Here is an 18,479-nt window from a genome sequence, read left to right on the forward strand (position 1 = left end):
CATTTATAAGTAGTTTAAAAGTGTTTCACAAATCGATATCCATTCACTTCATATCCTAATTTTTTGTAAAAAGGATGTGCTTCTAATCTTTTTGTTCCACTGACTAGCCATGTGCCGATACAATTATGTTTCTTTGCTAATTGCTCTGCGTAATCCATTAATACTTGCCCAATGCCTTTCCGTCGTATTGTAGAATCAACGCTAATAATTGAAATTTCCCCGTACCGAGTTACATCTTCTAAATTTTCACGTATACGAAACCCAAGTAATCCAAATATAGTGTCCTCTTCTTCATAAACATATAGAAAATCAAAAGGACTCATTTGTACGAATTGTAATCGGTTGTTCATATCTTCATATGAAATAGAGGAACCTTTTAGTTCTGTTGTTAAAGAGCAAAGTGCATCTATATCGTCTATCGTAGCTTCACGAATTTGAAAAGACATATTATCCACTCCAATTAAATGTAATCAAACATTAAGTATTCTGTTAAAAAATATTTATTCCTGCTATGAAAATAAATATTTTATAATGATATATAGATAGTTATATGTTATTCTTTTCCTAGTTTGTATTGGAAATGGAAAGAAGGGGAATGTATGTTAGAAGTAAATATCCGTTCTGCTGGATATGAAATAGGTGAAAAAACAATTCATGATATTGCCTTTTCGATTGAGCAAGGCGAATTAGTTGCTCTTATTGGCGCAAATGGTGCCGGGAAAAGTACAACGATTAAAACGATGCTCGGGTTACTTGTAAATGTGAATGGTGAAATATCATTTGGTGAAAAGAAAAATCCGTATGCATACGTGCCCGAACATCCAACTTATTATGATTATTTGACGCTCTGGGAACATATTGAATTATTAATGGCTGCTCGAGGAAACGAAGTAGGGAGCTGGGAAAGGAAAGCGGACGAGTTATTACATATGTTTCGAATGGATAAGCATAAGCATGAGTATTTATCAAAGTTTTCAAAAGGTATGAAACAAAAATCGATGCTCATTTTGGCATTTTTAACTGAACCAGATTTTTATATCATTGATGAACCTTTTATCGGTTTAGATCCAGTAGCTACGAAAGAATTTTTAAGTTATTTATATAAAGAAAAAGAACGTGGCGCGGGTATATTACTTTGTACGCACGTATTAGACACAGCTGAAAGAATTTGTGAGAGATTTTTACTCATTTCACAAGGTACATTAGTTGCAGATGGACATTTAGAAGCAATCCAAACGTTAGCAGAAATGCCAGGGAGTTCATTATTAGACTGTTTTGATGGAATTGTAAGGCGTGAACAACATGATTAAACAACAATTTTATAAAAGATTGCGCCATGAACTGGGCCGCAAATGGAAGTCCATACGTTCTATAACGGATTGGACAGTTGCGCTATATATTCTTATTCCAGCATTTATATTTATGGGGATTTATTATCGTTCACTATGGACGGAAGAATTATCGATGGGAGAGACTATTTATTTCGGATTAGGTCTACTCGCATTTTATGTGATGACATATGGAAGAGGAGTTCGCTCATTTTTTGAGCAAGCGGATAGTTTATTTTTAATTTCGTATCCCGCTCACATGCAAAAGTTAATCCAGTATGGCATGACATATACGTTTATTCGAATAGCGATAACGAATGTAATAGTAGTAGTTGCTATGTTACCAGTGTTGATGAAAAGTATCGGAGTGACGAAAATACAAGTCGTATTATTTTGGCTGTTTTTTACTGTATTTCGATTTCTGTTGTCATTATTAACGAGATTTATTCATGTACGTGTGGGGAAACGATGGCTACTATGGATTATAAAAAATGTAATGTTTTCTATAAGTTTAACCTTTTTTGGAGTGAGTCTGCTTCTTATTTATAAAAATCCATTTTATTCTATACTAAGTATCGGTCTAGCAGTTTTACTAATTATCGTATTGATAAAAGAAAAATTGAATTATAAAAATTGCTTTTTTAAAGAAGTTGAGAAAGAGAAAGAAGAAAGTATGCGCTGGACAAGTGGGATTATGCAAGTTGGTGGTCATACAGCTAAACCGAGTAGTTCGAATAAAAAACCGTGGATGTTTCCGCGTTCTAAAAAGTTTTTAGGGAAGAAAAAGGAATCTCGTATTGTTGAATCCTTTTTAAAAGAATTTTTCCGTACAAGTAGTGCACGAATATTCTATATTCAAATTGTATGTATAAGCACTGTCAGTATTATTATGAGTCCGAGGTGGATTGCAGCTATTATTCTTGCATTTACTTTAGTTGCAATTTCTCGTTATGCGCGCGATTATTGGAATGAATTTACGAAAAAAATGTTTCTTCATTTATATTGTGATGAAGGAAAATTACTATTGTTAAGATGGAAGGCAGATCGCTATTTATTACTTCCAGTACTACTTTTGTATGGAATAGTTATCCTTTCTCATTTTTATTTATTACCAGCTGTAATTGCCGGGGTTATTTTTATAATATGGATTGGTTGGATTGTATTTTTACCATAGAAAAAGAGCCGCTAAACGGCTCTTTTTCTAATCTGTCACACATTGATAAAGAAAATATACTAAAACGAGTATGCTTGCGGCGGAATACATGACGTCTAAAGTCATCGGATTGCCTCCTCATTGTTGTTGTACTTATATTGTATGAAATCTTACAATTTCATATTCAAGTGAAAAATATGTGAACGTTAACAAAATTGTAAAGTGCAAAAATTACAATCATTTTGTATAATAGAAGGAACAACCGTTATATAAAACATAATGAGTGAAAGGGGAGGGAACATACATGCCAAATTGGTTTAGAAAAACCTTAGTCGCATTAATTACCGTATTTACATTTGGTTTAGTGACGCCTCCTTCCATATTGCTTGATAATGCCAAAGCTGCGGACAAGCCTACGAGCACAGCTGGGCAACAAAATTTGGAGAGTACGTCCTATACATATGAAGAAACGAATGACAGGTTAACCACTGATACTTTTATTACGTACGCAATGCAAGAAGCAGAGAAGCAGTCGATGCAAAAGTTTGGCACTAAAATTGGTCCAGTAATTGAAGATGAGTTTAAAGATGTAATATTACCGAAAATTGAAGAGGCAATTGCTGAGCTTGCAAGTGATGTGCCAGAGGAGTCATTGCAATCATTAGCGATTTCTCAAAGACCAGCTGGCGGAAATAATGAAAAGATTTTTCATGTGTATGACACGAAATCAGGAAATGACTTATTGCGATTTCATGTAAGAAGAGATCATCCACCGCAAGATGGTTATTATTTTAATTTCCACTATCACCGTTTTGATGATGGGTACTCAGGACACCATGAATTAGGGAATATTTATTGGAATACGAATATACCGCCAAAGTGGCTTTCTTAAAAAGAACAAGAGAAAATCTTGTTCTTTTTTATGTATATAGAAGGGTAAGACAACTACGGTGTTGAATAAGATAGGTTTAGAAAAAGAAGCAAAGGGAGTATGGGAATGCAAAAGTATATTGTTTTTGACTTTGATGGCACATTAGTAGATTCACAAAATATATTTGTACCAATTTATAATCAACTTGCTGAAAAGCACGGATATAAAACGGTAAGGGAAGAAGAAATTGAGTATTTACGTAAATTAACGATGCCAGAGCGATGTAAACAACTCGATGTACCACTGTATAAACTACCGATATTAGCACTTGAGTTTTATAAATTGTATCAACCTGCTATAAAAGATCTTATTTTGTTTCATAGGATGAAGGATGTATTAGATGAACTACATAAAAAAGGATACGGAATTGCCGTTATATCTTCTAACTCAGAAGAGCACATTCGGGCATTTTTACACAATAATGATATAGAAAATATACAAGAGGTATATTGTTCTAAAAATTTGTTCGGTAAAGATAAAATGATAAAAAGATTTTTAAGATCGAAAAAAATAACAGAGAAAGATATGTTATACGTCGGTGACGAACAGCGAGACGTAGTAGCGTGTAAAAAGGCAGGGGTGAACGTAATTTGGGTATCTTGGGGGTATGATGTTATTGAAACAGTGAAAAAAGATGCACCAGATTATATGGTCAATACACCAATGGAAATTGTGCAAATAGTACAAGGGGCGTATTCTTAATATGAATACACTTCGAGCAGGTATTCATCATATTGAATTTTGGGTAGCGAGTTTAGATGAATCTATTTCTTTTTACGATATGTTGTTTTCCATAATTGGATGGAGAAAGCTAAATGAAGTATCATATAGTACGGGAGAAAGTGAAATATATTTTAAAGAAGTAGATGAGGAAATCGTAAGGACGTTAGGCCCTAGACATATTTGTTACCAAGCTATTCATAGAGAAGTAGTTGATGAGGTAGCAGAGTTTCTTTCTAGTACGAAAATAAAGATAATACGTGGTCCAATTGAAATGAATCATTATTCGGAAGGGTATTATACAATTGATTTTTACGATCCGAATGGATTTATTATAGAAGTAGCGTATACACAAAATGTAGAAATGTAAGGGGAATATACATGAAAACAATTACAGCATGGCAAAACAATATACAGATAGTAAAAGATGCAGTTAATATTGAAGAAATTTCTAAAGGTTTCTCTCCTGATAAGAAATATATAGTTACGACAATTGATAATGAAAAATATTTGTTACGGATTGGCGATATACAAGAGTATGAAAGAAGGAAAATAGAATTTCAAATTTTAAATGAAATGGTAAAACGTAACGTACAGGCACAAAGGCCGATTGAAATAGGTGTATTGGAAGAAGAAGGTGTATATAGTATTTTCTCATATATAGAAGGGGAAGATGCGAAGAAACTATTGCCTACGTATTCACCAAAAGAACAATATGAAATTGGTATAGAGGCAGGAAAAGATTTAGCAAAAATGCATACATATGAAGCTTCTAAGGATATTCTTCCATGGTATGAAAGAGCAATGAAAAAACACCAAAAATATGTAGAGGCATATAAAACATGTGGAATAAAAATAAAAAATGATGATAAAATCATAAAGTTTATAGATGAAAATGAAAAATATTTAAAGAACCGCCCAAATCGATTTCAACACGATGATTTTCATTTAGAAAATATAATTGTGCGAGATGGGAAATATGTAGGTGTTGTTGATTTTAATGGCTATGACTGGGGCGACCCACTTCATGATTTCGTAAAGATTGCACTATTTGCAAGAGACATTAGTATTCCGTATTCAATCGGACAAATAGAAGGCTACTTTAATGGGAAAATACCAGAGGAGTTCTGGAATTTATATGCGGTATATGTTGGCATGACGGTTTTCTCATCAGTTGTCTGGTCATTACGAGCAGCACCACATATGTTAGATGATACGTTAGAACGCCTTACTATCGTTTTAGAGGATCATAAAAACTTTGAGTTATTAAAGCCAATTTGGTTTCAACCAGAAAAGATTGATATGAAATAGAAAAGGTAGGTGTGATTCACATCTACCTTTATTTTTTACCATTCTTCGTTTTGAAGCAGTTGTAATGCTAACTTTACATCTATATCTTCTTGTATATGTTCCGGAGTCCATGGGATATGTATATGTGGTTGTATACCAATTCCGGACATTCCTTCGCCTTTATCTATAATAGAAAGCCGTGAAGTAGGGTAATAAAGAGCGAATGTATCAGCCCATTTCATTACCGCTAAATTAGAATAATCATTTAAACCAGCAGTAGGACGACCTATTACTTTTACTTTCGATGATTTTTTTGCAACTTCTACAAAAGAATCACCAGAACTTCCGCATGTAACATCTGTTAATATCACTACTCTAGTAGGTGATTTTCTACCGTGTATTGTTAATGATTGAAGTTCTTTTGGTAATTCAGAAGGATCAAATGTAACGAACCCTTTTTTATAATTCTTTTTTAAATCTTGAATAAATATATCTGTGAATATTTTGGAAAGTTCGTCTAAAGAATCATAATCTTCCATTTCGATGTCTTTCATACGTAAATGAAAGTTTCGTTCCGTATGATTTAATTGCATTGTATCTGAAGAATCGAAAAGGGAAATCTCTTTGTCTTTGAATATGTAAGGAAGTAATTTAAAAAATGCATCATCACTTCCACCACGATTCAAACGCACATCAATAATTAAATTGGGAAAAGAATTTAGCTCATTTTTGTGTGAGTCTAATAATTTATTAATAGCTTCAGTGTTTGCGAAATCTGTCAAAGTAATTAAAAGTGTATCTTTATTATGCTGTTTAAATGAATGAATAGGCGTGTATTCATTTTGTTTATACTTTTGTAAAGTAATTGTTTGAGTCAATCCATCTTCATCTATAAGTGTACAATTTGACGATTTTAATAAAACATAATCCCATTTTTCGCGTTCATATGTAGCTTCATTTAAATACTTCTTATATTTTATTAATAGCTCAGGAATTTTCATATTATCTAATGCTAGTATAGACTGTCCTTTTTTCACTCTTACTTCGTGTGAAGTGGATGTAATATATAGGCGATCTTCGTATCTTTTCACTTGGAAGCCAACACTGTTAAGTGGTTGATTGTTAGAGTACATTTTGAAAAACATATGATTATCTTTAAAGTCTAGTAAGTAATCACGTACAATTTCAGTGAAATGAACTGGTGTCAGTTCTCCGTGTTTCTCTAATTTCTCGATTGTCTGTAAATAAGTAGTAGGATCGTCCCATCCTTTTTTATCAATACAACCGGAATAATCGTGATGAGTAATCGAAACAACTTCTTTGAAAATTTCTGTGTACACAGCTTTTCCTCCAGATAATTTAATTAGTTAAATAATAGAATTCTGTACCCTTTACGTATTATCCTTTTTTGCATAGAGAAAAGAGGAATAGAGGGATGTGTTATCATCCCTCTATTAAAATATTTATTTAATTTTCTTAAATGCAAGCGGCTGCGTACTTAACATAGCTGGTACATGTAACTGAAGGGATGGGAATTCACCACTTATATTCATTTCATAAACGAATAATAAACTCATTTTCATTTGGAATAAATCAACTTTTGCAGAGAAGATGTCGAAATGATGATGCGCTAATTGAATATCCATCTCCATAAATTGTACATATAACGAATCATCTCGTTTGTATACTTGTAATGTTCCATATGCAGGATGCTCGAAAGTACCGGTATAATCCTCTAATTTGTGAGAAGGTGTAGTCCCTTCAATTTGTTTAGGAATGGATTCAGTTGCTTCTTTCATCATTTCCTTCATTTTTTCAGTATCTGCTACAGCACGTTTATGCCAATTAATGGATTCTAATTCAAGTAGTTCGTCATAAATTTGATTAGCGAGATAAGTAGGAAGTAGTGTGCCTCCAGCATTCGTTAAAATGACAAGGCCTATGTTTTCTGTTGGTATGAATGAAACAAGTGCTGAAAACCCATCAATATTACCGCCATGATGAATTACCTTATTACCACGATAAGCGCTAATAAACCAACCAAGGCCGTAACTATTTAATGGAGATTCAGGAAGTGATAAAACTGGTTGATCTGGAATGGAATTATGTGGTGTATACATTTGTTGTAATAATTCAGAGGAGATTAATTCATGATCTCCAAATTTCCCTTCGTTTAAGTGAAGAAGGACCCAATTTGCCATATCTTCAATTGTAGAATTAATACACCCAGCAGCGCCAACCGTATCAATATTGCGGAATGGAACTTCTTTTATTTCATCTTCATTTTCAACGTAAGGTAAAGCATAATCATCTGTAGTTTGTGAATCTGTAACAGAGAAATTTGTATGTCTCATATTTAAAGGTTCTAAAATATGTTCTGTAGCGTATTGCTCCCACGTTTGATTCGTAATGTTTTCTACAATGTAGCTAATTGTTGCATACATTAAGTTGTTATAAAGAAATGCTGTGCGGAACGGTGCATCAAGTTGTAAATGTTTTATTTTTTCAACGAGATCTTTTCGAGATAAGGAAGAGCTGTACCAAAGAGCCTCATGACGACTAACCCCAGTGCGATGGGAAGCTAAGTCTCGTCCTGTAACTTGTGAGCTAGCAAGTAGTTCAGATAAAGAGAAGTTAGGTACATAAGTCTGGACAGGAGTATCCCAATTAAACTTTGTTTGCTGTGCCAACAAGCTTAATGAAAGTGTCCCAAAAGCTTTCGTTGAGGAACCAATTGCGAACCGAGTACTCGGTGTAACAGCTTCTTTTGTTTCTATATTTCGATAGCCGAAACCTTCTGAAATAATAACTTCACCGTCTTTTATAACAGCTACAGCAGCGCCAGGAACATTTAAATCCTTCATCATTTTTTCAACCGTTGTTTGCAAAGAAGACATAACAGGAGTTTCAATTTTAGACATACTTCTAACCTCCAAATATAAATTTTGTTCTCCGCACTATACTTTCGGTAATAGAAAATGAAAACCTTTTTAATTATGGAAAGTTAATAATTTTGTAAGAATGAATAAAATTATTATTTATTTAGAATTTTATTTTTATTACAATTAATTTAAATTAATATTTAGAAAAGATGGTGAAGAAGTGTGCTAACAATAAAGAGAGTGCTTTGTGATAATAAAAAAAATCCGATAGGTATAGATTCAAAAGTTGTGAAAATGAGTTGGCAGCTTGAGTCGAGTAACCGAAATGTAAAACAATTTGCTTATCAACTGCAGGTTGCGAAAGATAGAGATTTTGAAATTTTAATGTTTGATTCGCAAAAAGTAGAAACAGATCAAAGTTTACATATACCAATCAATTCATTTTCATACAGAGAAGAGACACGTTATTTTTACCGGGTAAAGGTATGGGATAATTACGGAGAAGAATCATCTTGGTCTAAAGTAGGATTTTGGGAGACGGGGTTACAAGGGCAAGATAATTGGAGCGGAAACTGGATTACTGCGAAAAAAGAACGAACGCAAGTTATGTCTTTTAATAAAAGTTTTTCTATTAAAAAAGCAGTTAAAAAAGCACGCTTATATATCACTAGTTTAGGAATATATGAGGCTTCTATTAATAGAGAGCGTATTGGAGATTGTTATTTTACTCCTGGATGGACAAGTTATGATAAGAGAGTATTGTATCAAACGTATGATATAACACATGTATTAAAGATAGGGCAAAATGATATTTCTACTCTGGTAGGTAACGGCTGGTATAAAGGGCCGATTACCGTGCATCATGTACGTAATTATTACGGGAGAAGACGAGCAATAATTGCTCAATTACATATAACGTATGAAGATGGAACGAAAGAAAAAATTGTAACGGATGAAACATGGAAGGTAACTTCAAGCCCAATTTTGTACTCAGAAATTTATGAAGGTGAAGTATACGATGCTAGACTAGAAGAAAGTGTGCAAGAGCTAGAAAATGTTGAAGTACTTGAGCATTCTAAACAAATAGTTGTTGCGCAAGAAAATAAATCAATTCGTAAAATGAAAATTATAAAACCAATTTCTATTTCAAAACTACCGAATCACGAATGGCTTATTGATATGGGGAAAAATATGGTAGGTTGGGTTCAATTTATAGTCCGTCATGTTTATAGTGGTCAAAAGATAGAATTGCATCACGCTGAAATATTGGATAAAGACGGTAGTTTTTACGCTGGAAATCTCCGAAAGGCAAAACAAAAAATAGTGTATATAGCAAAAGGAGAGGAAGAGGAAACGTTTGAGCCTCATTTTACATATCAAGGCTTTAGGTATGTGAAAATAAGTGGATTAACCCAGCCGCCTCAAATAGCAGATTTTGAAGGGATTGTATTACATACAGATATGGAAAAAACGACTGAATTCGAAACGTCCAATCCATTAATCAATCAACTTCATCATAATGTGGAATGGTCTCAAAGAGGGAATTTTTTTGATGTGCCAACAGATTGTCCGCAGCGAGACGATCGACTCGGATGGACAGGAGATGCACAAATGTTCATTGGGACAGCTACGCAAATTATGAATGTCCAATTGTTCTTTAAAAAATGGCTTCAAGATTTATCGCTTGACCAAAATAAAAACGGAGCTGTGCCTTTAGTTATACCAGATGCGTTTGGAAAAAGAGCGGATTTTAATCTGGATACTTCCGGTGGTTGGGGCGATGCAGCAATTATATGTCCGTGGGTTCATTATTTACATTACGGAGATGTATCGATTTTAAAAGAACAATATGAAAGTATGAAGAAGTATATAGATTACATACGTTCACAAGGTGAGAACGAGTATTTATGGGATACAGGCTATCATTTAGGGGATTGGTTCGCATTAGATACGAAACCAGATGTATATGAAGGCGGAACAGACAAGCATTTTATTGCGACAGCTTATTATGCCTATTCTACATCGCTTTTACGAAGGATTGCTGAGATTTTAGGTGAAAATACAGATGCTAAATTATATGCAGAGTTACATAGGAATATTGTTCAAGCATTTCAAAATGAATTCGTTACACCAAATGGTAGGTTAATTTCAAATACACAAACAGCCCACATATTAGTACTTCTTTTTGAACTAGTGAAAGATGATGTGAATGAGAAAGTATTTAATCGCTTAATTGAGCTACTAAAAGAAAATAAAAATCATTTAACAACAGGTTTTATAGGAACACCGTATTTGAATTTAATATTAAGCAAGTTTAACCGGCATGACCTTGCTTGTAAGCTTCTATTTTATGAAGATTATCCATCATGGTTATACCAAGTGAAAAAAGGTGCCACAACGATTTGGGAACATTGGGATGGCGTGAAAGAGGATGGAACACTTTGGAATGATAGCATGAATTCTTATAATCATTACGCATATGGCTCTATTGTTGAATGGATATACCGATATATTATTGGATTAGAAATGGATGAGACAAAACCTGCATATAAACATTTTTATATTCAGCCTCATTTTAATTCTAATTTAGACTGGGTTTGTATAAAGCGTGAAACAGCATATGGAGAAATTAAAATTGATTGGCGTGTAGAACATGGACAAGCAGTATTAAACGTTGATGTGCCAACAAATACATCAGCCACATTACGAATAGTGGAAGATGATTGGAAGGCAAGTGATATGCCTGAAATGAAATTAGGTTCAGGCGCATATGAATTTAGATTTTGTAAGAACATACAGAAGTAGAATTTTGTTAAGTATAGAAATGTTTTTTTATAAATTTAGTTTGTTCAATCTGTTAGCATTAAATTTATGATAAAATCCATATAGACTAGAGATTTGAAAGAAGGTTTTTCTACATATGAAACATGCTGAAAATGAATACTTAAATTTATGCCGCCATGTAATGGAGCATGGTACGAAGAAAGAAGATCGTACAGGGACAGGCACTGTATCTGTATTTGGATATCAAATGCGTTTTGATCTAAGTAAAGGTTTTCCTTTATTAACGACAAAGAGAGTGCCGTTTCGCCTTGTAGCAAGTGAACTGCTTTGGTTTATGAAAGGTGATACAAATATTCGTTATTTATTGCAGCATAATAATAATATTTGGAATGAATGGGCATTTAAGAGCTGGGTAGAAAGCGATGAGTATACTGGTCCTGACATGACTGATTTTGGTCTTCGTTCACAACAAGATGAGGAATTTAAAGTGCAGTACGATGAGCAAATGGAATTGTTTAAAAAGAACGTTTTAGAAGATGACAATTTCTCGAATAAATATGGTTATTTAGGAGATGTATACGGAAAGCAGTGGCGTGCCTGGAAAACGACAGCTGGTGAGACGCTTGATCAATTAAAAGATGTAATTGAAATGATTAAAAAAACGCCAGACTCCCGTCGCCTTATTGTTTCTGCTTGGAATCCTGAAGATGTACCAAGTATGGCATTACCGCCTTGTCATACGCTATTCCAATTTTATGTAGCAGATGGCAAACTTTCTTGTCAGCTATATCAAAGAAGTGGTGACATATTCCTTGGAATTCCATTTAACATTGCAAGTTATTCACTGCTAACACATTTAATTGCACATGAATGTAGTCTTGAAGTGGGAGAATTTGTTCATACAATTGGAGATGCACACATTTATACGAATCATTTTGAACAAGTAGAAAAGCAATTGGCACGTGAACCACGTCCATTCCCGAAACTTACATTAAATCCAGATGTGAAATCTGTATTCGATTTTGAAATGGAAGATTTAACGATTGAAGGATATGATCCACACCCAGCAATTAAAGCACCGGTTGCAGTATAATTGTAGAGGAGATGAAAAAATGATTGTTTCATTTATGGTCGCAATGGACGAGAATAGAGTAATTGGCAAAGATAATAATTTACCTTGGCGTTTACCAAGTGAATTGCAGTATGTAAAGAAAACAACGATGGGCCATTCACTTATTATGGGCAGAAAGAACTACGAAGCGATTGGTAGACCACTGCCTGGAAGACGTAATATTATTGTAACTCGTAATGAAGGGTATCATGTTGAAGGTTGTGAAGTAGCACATTCTGTAGAAGAAGTGTTTGAACTATGCAAAAATGAAGAGGAGATTTTTATTTTTGGTGGAGCGCAAATTTATGATCTCTTTTTACCTTACGTAGACAAGTTATATATAACAAAAATCCACTACGCATTTGAAGGTGATACATTCTTTCCAGAAATGGATATGACAAATTGGAAAGAAGTTTTTGTTGAAAAAGGTTTAACGGATGAAAAGAATCCGTATACGTACTATTATCATGTATATGAGAAACAACAATAATAATAAGGATTGATGTGAAATTCACATCAATCTTTTTATTTGTATTCATTAATATAAGTTTATAGATGATATTCAATAGTGCTATAATGAAATCTAGCATGTAAAAATGCTAAAATTTTCAAAAGTATTCATATAGAAAGAGGAGGAGAATTGATTGAGAAAGATATGGGGGATTCTTTTTCTTTGCTTAACATTCATGTTAGTTGGATGCGGTAAAGAAGAAAAACCACAAGAAGCGTTTGATACATATACAAAAGCATGGAATAAACAAAAATTTGCAGAAATGTATGATCAATTATCAGAAAAGGCAAAAAAAGATATTTCGAAGAAAGAGTTCACTGAGAAATATGAAAAAATTTATTCTGGCATTGAAGTGAAAAACTTAAAAGTAGAAGCAGGAGAAGTAAAAGAAGATAAAAAAGATGAAGGTCCTGTTCCTTTTAAAGTAAGTATGGATACAGTCGGTGGTAAAATCAATTTTGCCCATGAAGCAAAAATGGTGAAAGAAAAAGATGGAGATAAAGAATCTTGGAAAATAGATTGGACTCCTGATTTTATATTCCCAGGTATGACAAAAGATAGTAAAGTGCGTATGCAAACGACAGAGCCAAAACGTGGTGAAATATACGATCGTAATGGAAAAGGTCTTGCAACGAATGGGAAAGCTTCTGAAATTGGAATAGTTCCAGAAAAATTAGACGATACTGCTCCGCAAACGAAAGAGACAGTAGCGAAGTTGTTAAATATGTCTGTAGAAGAAATTGATCAAAAACTAGCTGCTAAATGGGTAAAACCAGGGTATCTCGTACCAATTGGAATTTTGCCTGAGGGGGCAACGCAAAATACGTACATTGATTTACCAGGTGTTTCAACAAAACCTGTAAATGTTCGTACATATCCGTTAGGGGAAGCGGCAGCTCATCTGACTGGTTATATTGGAAAGGTAAATGCTGAAGATTTAAAAACGCTACAAAAGAAAGGCTATCAAGCTGATGATCCAGTTGGTAAAGCCGGTTTAGAGCAAGTATTAGAGGAAAAGCTACGCGGTAAAAAAGGTGGCCGTGTCTTTGTAGAAGATGCGCAAGGAAAAGAAATTAAAAATTTAGCAAAAACAGATGCTGTTGATGGAGAAAATGTAACTTTAACTATTGATAGTGCTGTTCAAGAAAAAACGTATAATGAAATGAAGGGCGAAGCTGGTTCAAGTGCAGCAATTAATCCGAAAAGTGGAGAAACAATTGCACTAGTAAGTAGTCCAGCATATGATCCTAATATAATTGCACGAGGGACATCGAAGGCACAACGCGAAGCATGGAATAATGATCCGAAAAAACCGATGACGAATCGATTTACACAATTATCAGTTCCAGGATCTGTATTTAAGCCTATTACAGCTGCAATTGGTCTTGAAACGAAAACGATTGATCCAAAAGAAGAGTTGAAAATTGAAGGATTAAAATGGACAAAAGATTCTTCTTGGGGTAATTATTATGTAACACGTGTGAAAGATGCAAATCCGATTGATTTGGATAAGGCGATGAAATACTCGGATAATATTTATTTCGCACAAGAAGCTTTGAAAATCGGAAAAGATAAATTTATGAGTGAAGCGAAAAAATTCGGATTCGATGAGAAATTACCAATTGAATATGGATTCCCAGCTTCTAAAATCGCCAATGATGGTATTAAAAATGATATTCAAATGGCAGACACAGGTTATGGACAAGGACAAGTCTTAATGACACCGCTCCATCTAGCATTAACGTACGCGCCAATTGTTAATGATGGAAACATACCTTCTCCGTATATTATTAAGACAGATAAGCAACCAAAAGTTTGGAAAGAGAATGTCATTTCAAAAGGCAATCAGGATATATTAAGAACTGCCATGACGAAAGTAATTAATGATCCAGATGGTACTGGGAAAATTGCTAAAATTGATGGAATGAATCTTGCTGGAAAAACAGGTACAGCGGAATTAAAAGTATCAAAAGAGGCCGAAGGAAAAGAACTAGGCTGGTTCGCTGCATTTGATTTAAATTCACCAGATATGGTCATTACAATGATGATTGAAGATGTAAAAGGTAGAGGCGGAAGTAATATTCCAGCTGAAAAAGTGAAACATGTGTTTCAAAAATAGAAAATGATGAAGACTATCTCCATGGAATGTGGAGGTAGTTTTTTGTTTCACCAGAAACATATTGAACAGATAGTGTTTATTAACTTACGAAAAAAAAGTAGCTATTTTTTATTGACATTGAACATAACTTTTTGTATTATACTTACATAAGGTAAGTTATTTACTTTCGAATTATAAATCTCAAATTAAAGATAAGATGTGTAAAAGGGAGAGAATACAATGACAAAAGTACTATTTATTACAGCAAATCCAAATTCAGCAGAAGGTTCTTTCGGAATGGCAGTAGGAGAAGCTTTCATCGAAGCTTATAAAAACGAACATCCACAAGACGAAGTTGTAACAATTGATTTATTCAACACTACAGTACCAGCAATCGATGCGGATGTATTTGCTGCTTGGGGTAAATTTGCAGCAGGTGAAAGCTTTGAAACTTTAACTGAAGTTCAACAACAAAAAGTTGCAGCAATGAACACAAACTTAGAAACATTTATGCATGCGGATCGTTATGTATTCGTAACTCCAATGTGGAACTTTAGCTATCCACCAGTAGTAAAAGCATACTTAGATAACTTAGCAATCGCAGGTAAAACATTCAAGTATACTGAAAATGGCCCAGTTGGCTTATTAGAAGGCAAAAAAGCACTTCACATTCAAGCAACAGGTGGCGTTTATTCTGAAGGAGCATACGCAGCTGTAGACTTCGGCCGCAATCACTTAAAAACAGTATTAGGATTCATTGGTGTAAATGAAACTGAATACATTGCAGTTGAAGGTATGAATGCAAACCCTGAAAAAGCACCAGAAATTAAAGAAGCAGCAATTGCTAATGCTCGTGAATTAGCAAAACGTTTCTAATATAGAATACTTAAAAAATGTCCAAGCACTTGCTGTTTGGACATTTTTTCTTCTTTTTCCTTCGTTTGTCTAGTATAATGAAGGTCGGAATGATAATAGGTGGGGGTTCTGTATGATTCAAACGTTTTTTAAAATCTTTTATTTAATTTTAATCGTAATTGCGATTACACCGAGAATGTGGCGTCTGAAAAGACAAGTAAATACGATGTCGCCACAAGAAAAAGATAATGTTGTGTATAAAACGACAAATTGGTTTGGTAAGAAAATGGTGCGTGTAGCTGGTGGGACAGTTGAAGTAAAGGGACTGGAAAATGTTCCAAAAGATAAGCCGGTACTAGTTGTAAGTAATCATCAGAGTAATATGGATATTCCTGTTTTACTAGGTTACTTAAATAAACCAATTGGATTTGTTTCAAAAGCAGAGATTAAGAAGTTTCCAGTTGTACCAACTTGGATGGAACTTATGAATTGTGTATTTATGGTTCGTAATGATCGTCGTCAATCTCTTCAAGCGATTAAAGATGGAATTGAGCTGTTAAAGAACGGGCATTCAATCGTAATCTTCCCAGAAGGGACGAGAAGTAAGGGTGGCGAAATTGGAGAGTTTAAGGCTGGGAGTTTTCACCTTGCAGTAAAATCTGGTGTAGCAATCTTACCTGTAACATTAGATGGGACATATAAAATGTTTGAAGCGAATGGAAACCGTATGAAACCCGCTCATGCAACAGTAACAATTTCTAAGCCGATTACAGCTGAAGAGTATGCGAATATGGATATTAAAGAATTAACGAAGCATACACAGGATGTTATCGCATCACAATTACATAAGTAATAAAAAAAGGTTTCAGCTTAATATAAGCTGAAACCTTTTTTTATGCTGTAGGTAAGACATAAAAGAGTACGCAGAAGAACATCATCGCACTACCACCTAAAACGAAAAGATGCCAAATGGCATGATTGAAAGGTAACTTTTCCCAAAGGAAGAATATAGCCCCTACAGAATATAAAATTCCGCCTGCTAAAAGTAGTGAAAAACCATGTCCAGTTAGATTTTCATAAAGTGGTTTAATAGCAACGATTATGAGCCATCCCATTATGATATAACATAATGTTGATGCCTTAATAAAGCGACGTACAAAGAAAATTTTGAAGATGATACCTCCGAGTGCTAGTGTCCATATAATAGCGAGTAACGTCCAGCCTAATGGTCCGCGAAGCGTAATAAGTAAAAAAGGAGTATATGTGCCAGCGATTAATAAATAAATGGCTGAGTGATCTAGTATAGTAAATAATTTTTCTACTTTTGGATGATGAATGCTATGTAACAAGGTCGAAAACAAGTACAGTAAAAACATGCTTACACCATAAACCGTAAATGCAACTACAGCAGATGCGGTACCATGCTTAGAGGCATGAATAATTAATATAATTAAGGCAGGGATGCTTAAAATGGCACCGATACCATGTGTAATTGCATTTGCAATTTCTTCTTTCACAAAATGTGTCATTCGTGTCATTTTTTCAGTCATAATGCAAATCCTTTCTACTATCATAAAATAATATGTCATTTCCCTTACCATATCATACACAAGGGCAATAGAAAATGAAATTTGTATAATTGATTATATTTTTGAATTTTTTTGACAAAAGGCAATGGATTTGTTGACGTTTTCAAACTTTTTTGACAAAATAAAATTATGCAATAGTAGGACAAGGAATCTACTAATAAAGGGGATGGAGAAATGTTTTCAAATATTGGCTTTCCAGGATTAATTTTAATTTTAGTAGCTGTACTCATTTTGTTTGGGCCGAAAAAATTGCCGGAAATCGGAAAGGCTTTAGGGGAAACGTTAAAAGAATTCAAAAAATCAACGAAAGAATTGACTGATGATGCATTTCAAGAGAAGGAAAAGAAAGAAAAAATGTAATGAATTTTCCTCGAAATGGATAAATAAAGTGTGGTGAACGAGATGGAAGATCGGGAAATGAGCGTAGTAGAACATATTGTTGAGCTTCGCAAACGAGTAATATATACAGTACTATCCTTTGTCCTATTTTTAATTATCGGATTTACTTTTACGAAGGATATTTATTTTTGGCTAGTAAAAGATTTACCAATGAAATTAACTGTTCTCGGTCCAAGTGATGTATTATGGATTTTTTTCTCGATTGCTACAGTATTTGCTATCGTTTGTACAATTCCTTTTGCTGCTATACAAATTTGGTTATTTGTAAAACCGGGTTTACATCCAAATGAACAAAAAATGACAGTAATGTATATACCGGTATTGTCTATATTATTTGTTGCAGGTTTATGTTTTGGATATTTCGTTGTAATGCCGTTTTTATTTCATTTTTTAACTACGATAGGTAATGAAATGTTTAATACGATGTTTACGACAGAAAAGTATTTTCATTTTGTTCTTAATTTAACAGTTCCATTTGCTGTAATTTTTGAATTACCTGTAGTTGTCATGTTTTTAACGAGTATTGGACTGTTAACGGCGGAATTGCTAATAAAAATAAGAAGGTATGCTTATGTAGCATTGATTATCATTGCATCGTGTATATCACCGCCGGATTTTTTATCACATAGTTTAGTAGCGGTACCGCTTATTTGTATTTATGAAATTAGTATCGCTTTATCAAAGATTGTCAGTAAGCGAAAAAAGAAAAGAGAAGAAATACAGTCGAAAAGTGCCTCGTTATAAAGGCACTTTTTTTATTTATTTGTTATACTTTAGACATAAACGTATACAATATATAGAAGAAAAAAATTATAGAATCTCCAAAAT

At 33.8% G+C, this 18,479-nt stretch carries 18 protein-coding genes; 14 read left to right on the forward strand and 4 right to left on the reverse strand.

All coding sequences use genetic code 11. The annotated features are described in order from the left end of the window. Nucleotides 1-14: 14 nt before the first annotated feature. A complete protein-coding gene (locus ABH961_RS06050; protein ID WP_048540878.1) occupies nt 15-446 on the reverse strand; it encodes a GNAT family N-acetyltransferase in 432 nt (143 codons plus the stop codon). A 153-nt stretch (nt 447-599) separates the two neighbouring features. Between ABH961_RS06050 and ABH961_RS06055 the strand changes: the two genes are divergently transcribed. The 6 genes from ABH961_RS06055 (at nt 600) to ABH961_RS06080 (ending at nt 5,443) form a co-directional block, all read left to right on the forward strand. Beyond that, entirely contained in the window at nt 600-1,310 is a 711-nt protein-coding gene (locus ABH961_RS06055; protein WP_048540876.1) for an ABC transporter ATP-binding protein, read from the forward strand. Then, on the forward strand, nt 1,303-2,502 hold the full coding sequence (locus ABH961_RS06060) for an ABC transporter permease (protein WP_098076353.1): 1,200 nt from the start codon (nt 1,303-1,305) through the stop codon (nt 2,500-2,502). The genes ABH961_RS06055 and ABH961_RS06060 overlap by 8 nt, the downstream gene beginning before the upstream one ends. 283 nt (nt 2,503-2,785) lie before the next feature. Next, a complete protein-coding gene (locus tag ABH961_RS06065) occupies nt 2,786-3,373 on the forward strand; it encodes a YpjP family protein (RefSeq protein ID WP_001134418.1) in 588 nt (195 codons plus the stop codon). Between the two features lie 105 nt (nt 3,374-3,478). Next, a complete protein-coding gene (locus ABH961_RS06070) occupies nt 3,479-4,114 on the forward strand; it encodes an HAD family hydrolase (RefSeq protein ID WP_141519951.1) in 636 nt (211 codons plus the stop codon). A 1-nt stretch (nt 4,115) separates the two neighbouring features. Beyond that, nucleotides 4,116-4,502 carry a VOC family protein gene (locus ABH961_RS06075; protein WP_048541179.1) on the forward strand — a complete coding sequence of 129 codons (387 nt, stop codon included), beginning with the start codon at nt 4,116-4,118 and terminating at the stop codon, nt 4,500-4,502. An 11-nt stretch (nt 4,503-4,513) separates the two neighbouring features. After that, complete coding sequence (locus ABH961_RS06080) at nt 4,514-5,443, forward strand: aminoglycoside phosphotransferase family protein (protein ID WP_048541181.1); 930 nt, start codon at nt 4,514-4,516, stop codon at nt 5,441-5,443. Between the two features lie 35 nt (nt 5,444-5,478). On the opposite strand, the gene ABH961_RS06085 is transcribed toward ABH961_RS06080, so the two are convergent. Together ABH961_RS06085 and ABH961_RS06090 are read right to left on the reverse strand one after the other, a co-directional pair. Further along, a complete protein-coding gene (locus ABH961_RS06085; RefSeq protein ID WP_048541183.1) occupies nt 5,479-6,762 on the reverse strand; it encodes a S41 family peptidase in 1,284 nt (427 codons plus the stop codon). Nucleotides 6,763-6,885: 123 nt separating this feature from the next. Then, nucleotides 6,886-8,343: a serine hydrolase gene (locus ABH961_RS06090; RefSeq protein WP_098076349.1), complete on the reverse strand. Its 1,458-nt coding sequence runs from the start codon at nt 8,341-8,343 to the stop codon at nt 6,886-6,888. 183 nt (nt 8,344-8,526) lie between these two features. Here ABH961_RS06090 and ABH961_RS06095 point away from each other — a divergent pair, with 183 nt between their 5' ends. From ABH961_RS06095 to ABH961_RS06120, 6 genes are all read left to right on the forward strand, one after another. After that, nucleotides 8,527-11,109, forward strand: coding sequence for a family 78 glycoside hydrolase catalytic domain (locus tag ABH961_RS06095; RefSeq protein WP_404519044.1), 2,583 nt, complete (start codon nt 8,527-8,529; stop codon nt 11,107-11,109). 115 nt (nt 11,110-11,224) lie between these two features. After that, nucleotides 11,225-12,181, forward strand: coding sequence for a thymidylate synthase (locus ABH961_RS06100; RefSeq protein ID WP_048541197.1), 957 nt, complete (start codon nt 11,225-11,227; stop codon nt 12,179-12,181). A 19-nt stretch (nt 12,182-12,200) separates the two neighbouring features. Then, nucleotides 12,201-12,689 (forward strand): dihydrofolate reductase, encoded by a 489-nt coding sequence (locus ABH961_RS06105; protein ID WP_000637215.1) that lies wholly within the window; start codon nt 12,201-12,203, stop codon nt 12,687-12,689. A 154-nt stretch (nt 12,690-12,843) separates the two neighbouring features. Next, nucleotides 12,844-14,829: a penicillin-binding protein 3 gene (gene pbpC, locus ABH961_RS06110; RefSeq protein WP_098076346.1), complete on the forward strand. Its 1,986-nt coding sequence runs from the start codon at nt 12,844-12,846 to the stop codon at nt 14,827-14,829. 219 nt (nt 14,830-15,048) lie between these two features. After that, nucleotides 15,049-15,684: an FMN-dependent NADH-azoreductase gene (locus ABH961_RS06115; RefSeq protein WP_098076344.1), complete on the forward strand. Its 636-nt coding sequence runs from the start codon at nt 15,049-15,051 to the stop codon at nt 15,682-15,684. Between the two features lie 112 nt (nt 15,685-15,796). Beyond that, nucleotides 15,797-16,516, forward strand: a complete 720-nt coding sequence (locus ABH961_RS06120) for a lysophospholipid acyltransferase family protein (RefSeq protein ID WP_048541203.1) — start codon at nt 15,797-15,799, stop codon at nt 16,514-16,516. 40 nt (nt 16,517-16,556) lie between these two features. On the opposite strand, the gene trhA is transcribed toward ABH961_RS06120, so the two are convergent. Next, nucleotides 16,557-17,213, reverse strand: a complete 657-nt coding sequence (gene trhA, locus ABH961_RS06125; RefSeq protein WP_000136880.1) for a PAQR family membrane homeostasis protein TrhA — start codon at nt 17,211-17,213, stop codon at nt 16,557-16,559. Between the two features lie 213 nt (nt 17,214-17,426). Between trhA and ABH961_RS06130 the strand changes: the two genes are divergently transcribed. Continuing rightward, nucleotides 17,427-17,612, forward strand: coding sequence for a twin-arginine translocase TatA/TatE family subunit (locus tag ABH961_RS06130; protein WP_000492443.1), 186 nt, complete (start codon nt 17,427-17,429; stop codon nt 17,610-17,612). A gap of 42 nt (nt 17,613-17,654) precedes the next feature. Beyond that, nucleotides 17,655-18,395 carry a twin-arginine translocase subunit TatC gene (gene tatC / locus ABH961_RS06135; RefSeq protein ID WP_048541204.1) on the forward strand — a complete coding sequence of 247 codons (741 nt, stop codon included), beginning with the start codon at nt 17,655-17,657 and terminating at the stop codon, nt 18,393-18,395. Nucleotides 18,396-18,479 lie beyond the last annotated feature (84 nt).

The sequence above is a fragment of the Bacillus sp. RC251 genome (assembly GCF_044908765.1).
Taxonomy (GTDB): Bacteria; Bacillota; Bacilli; order Bacillales; family Bacillaceae_G; genus Bacillus_A; species Bacillus_A wiedmannii.

Coding starts and splice junctions, on each gene's coding strand:
- ABH961_RS06060 (WP_098076353.1), top strand. CDS start 1,303: ATGATTAAACAACAATTTTATAAAAGATTGCGCCATGAACTGGGCCGC.
- ABH961_RS06100 (WP_048541197.1), top strand. CDS start 11,225: ATGAAACATGCTGAAAATGAATACTTAAATTTATGCCGCCATGTAATG.
- ABH961_RS06115 (WP_098076344.1), top strand. CDS start 15,049: ATGACAAAAGTACTATTTATTACAGCAAATCCAAATTCAGCAGAAGGT.
- ABH961_RS06120 (WP_048541203.1), top strand. CDS start 15,797: ATGATTCAAACGTTTTTTAAAATCTTTTATTTAATTTTAATCGTAATT.
- ABH961_RS06105 (WP_000637215.1), top strand. CDS start 12,201: ATGATTGTTTCATTTATGGTCGCAATGGACGAGAATAGAGTAATTGGC.
- ABH961_RS06090 (WP_098076349.1), bottom strand. CDS start 8,343: ATGTCTAAAATTGAAACTCCTGTTATGTCTTCTTTGCAAACAACGGTT.
- ABH961_RS06080 (WP_048541181.1), top strand. CDS start 4,514: ATGAAAACAATTACAGCATGGCAAAACAATATACAGATAGTAAAAGAT.
- ABH961_RS06130 (WP_000492443.1), top strand. CDS start 17,427: ATGTTTTCAAATATTGGCTTTCCAGGATTAATTTTAATTTTAGTAGCT.
- ABH961_RS06075 (WP_048541179.1), top strand. CDS start 4,116: ATGAATACACTTCGAGCAGGTATTCATCATATTGAATTTTGGGTAGCG.
- ABH961_RS06070 (WP_141519951.1), top strand. CDS start 3,479: ATGCAAAAGTATATTGTTTTTGACTTTGATGGCACATTAGTAGATTCA.
- tatC (WP_048541204.1), top strand. CDS start 17,655: ATGGAAGATCGGGAAATGAGCGTAGTAGAACATATTGTTGAGCTTCGC.
- ABH961_RS06050 (WP_048540878.1), bottom strand. CDS start 446: ATGTCTTTTCAAATTCGTGAAGCTACGATAGACGATATAGATGCACTT.
- trhA (WP_000136880.1), bottom strand. CDS start 17,213: ATGACTGAAAAAATGACACGAATGACACATTTTGTGAAAGAAGAAATT.
- ABH961_RS06065 (WP_001134418.1), top strand. CDS start 2,786: ATGCCAAATTGGTTTAGAAAAACCTTAGTCGCATTAATTACCGTATTT.
- ABH961_RS06055 (WP_048540876.1), top strand. CDS start 600: ATGTTAGAAGTAAATATCCGTTCTGCTGGATATGAAATAGGTGAAAAA.